This is a genomic window from Shewanella sp. GutDb-MelDb (assembly GCF_002836075.1).
Classification (GTDB): domain Bacteria; phylum Pseudomonadota; class Gammaproteobacteria; order Enterobacterales; family Shewanellaceae; genus Shewanella.
Genome location: NZ_PJBM01000062.1, coordinates 1 through 2,200, shown reverse-complemented (window position 1 = coordinate 2,200; position 2,200 = coordinate 1). Strand labels below are relative to the sequence as shown.

Sequence of the window (2,200 nt, the reverse complement as noted above, 5' to 3'; positions counted from 1 at the left end):
ATTTTTTTCTCCATAGTGAAGTATAAGTAGGCCGTTAAACACAACGAGGATAATATAAATGACATTGAAAAAGTGTTGAATATTCTATGAAACATATTAAACCTTAAAATCCATGCTGATAATTTTAGAAAGTTCTATAGTACTCTTGACATTATATTTCATTAAAATCCTAAATTTGTATGTGGATATTGTTTTTTCGCTAAGACTTAAATGCTTTGATATTTCTTTATTACTTAGCCCATTTATTAGATAATTAGCTATTTCGGCTTCTCTGTTCGATAGCGATTTGTTATCTTCTGTGTTTTTAAAGTATTTATAGCCGTCTAATATCATTTTTATTGCAAGTGATATCGATTCAATACCTTGCGCTTTATCGATAAACCCATGAAAGCCTAAATTTGAAGCGGCTTTAGATATAAATAAATTATCTTGCGAGGATACGCATAATGCTTTTCCTTCAAACCCATCCTTTTTAAGGATACTAAATAACTGTAAACCTGATTCATTATTATTGCCCAAGTTCAAATCAATAATTAGGAAGTTTGGTTTTTGTAGACGGTAAATTCTTATTGCTTGCTTGTAGTCAGTTGCATAGTTTATACTTTCAGATTCAATTCTTTCGAACAAAAAAGTCTTGAAAGCTTCACATATCAATGGGTGATCATCCACAATTAGGAATCTGTTATTCATAGTTGATATCCTTATTGTGATTGCAGTGTTGCTATTTCAAATGCGCTTACTGGTTTTCCAGTAAAATAACCTTGGCAGAGGTTTGCTCCTAGTGACTTTACATAATCATAAGTTATTTTGTCTTCTACACCTTCAGCTACTATCGTTAGTCCTAGCTGTTTTGCAAGGTTACATGATACTTCTGTTATTATTCTATTTACGTTATTTGTAACTGATGAAGATATAAATTTTCTATCAATTTTTAATTCACTAAATGGATAGTTTGATAGTTTCTCTAGTGAAGAATTCCCGGTACCAAAATCATCAATCGAGAGTTTTATTCCGTGTAAATGAAGATTGCTTAGGTTTAATAGCATTTGTAACGATTCAGTATAAGCCCCCGACTCTGTAAGCTCTACAGTAAGGCGATTCAAATCAAACATTCCATATTTTGCTATTTTTTTTATCTCTTCAAATATAGAATGATGCTCTAAAACTTCCTGGCTTACATTAACTGAAAGGTTGTATTTAATATTATTTATATTAAGGTCATGTATTGCATTCCTAAAGACTGAAATAAAGAGCGAATGATGCATGCCGTGATTGTCCAATAAATGTAGGAAATGTACGGGTGCTAGTAAGCCATATTGCGGGTGCTTCCATCTTACTAAAGCCTCTACAGAAACCACTCGTTTATTATTAAAGGAAACTTGTGGTTGATAAACATTAATTAGTTCATTGTTAAGTATAGCTTTCCTCAAGTCTAATGATGTTAGGTCATAAGAACGTTTACCTTTATCAGTGCTGTTTTTATTTGAAATACGATTTATCACTTTTTCAAACTTGTCAGTTTGTAGTGGTTTCGCTATAACTTCGAAATTATTAAATCCTAAATGCGTTGCCATGCTGTTAACTAAATCTATGATTGACTTGTCCATACCTGTAATAACTAACACGCTATAATTCTTACATTGAGTTGATAAAGAAGATATTAAATCGAGACCGCTTAATCCTGGCATGTCAATGTCTGTTATCACTAAGTCAAAGTCGGTTGAAAGAGTTTCTAATAATGCATCTTCGGCATTTGAATGTTCCACAATGTTGTAAAACCCCATATATTCTAAACGAAATGTGTTTGACTTTAACTGTAATAAATCATCTTCAATGTTTAGTATTTTATAGTGTTTGTGAATCATTTTCATCCTCACTTGTGATAATATACAAACACTCATTCAACTGATTTATAAGGTTGTTTTTAGCAAACTCTAGGCATATTAAATCATGGTTGTTATCTAGTACATATTCTAATCTTTCAGAATAATTTGATAATGAGTCACAATTAGCTATTAATGAGTAACCTTTTATTTTGTGTGCAATGCATTTTGTTTTATTATGATTATTTTTGATGAAACACAGAGACTTTAGATCTGCGATGCTTTCCTTTAAACTATTGATGTATATTTCATTTAAGATCTTTCTATGCTCAATTTTGTAACGTTCGAAATTCGGTAGTCTAGAATAATTATTCTGG

At 31.0% G+C, this 2,200-nt stretch carries 3 protein-coding genes; all 3 read right to left on the bottom strand.

Translation table 11 applies throughout. The features are described 5' to 3' along the window. Window positions 1-96: 96 nt before the first annotated feature. Complete coding sequence (locus CXF82_RS01260; RefSeq protein ID WP_102043541.1) at window positions 97-690, bottom strand: response regulator transcription factor; 594 nt, start codon at window positions 688-690, stop codon at window positions 97-99. An 11-nt stretch (window positions 691-701) separates the two neighbouring features. Continuing rightward, window positions 702-1,865, bottom strand: a complete 1,164-nt coding sequence (locus CXF82_RS01255; protein ID WP_180961151.1) for an EAL domain-containing response regulator — start codon at window positions 1,863-1,865, stop codon at window positions 702-704. Next, the coding region (locus tag CXF82_RS22440) for a hypothetical protein (RefSeq protein ID WP_219621762.1) at window positions 1,846-2,200 on the bottom strand (355 nt) is incomplete at its 5' end. The genes CXF82_RS22440 and CXF82_RS01255, both read right to left, overlap by 20 nt.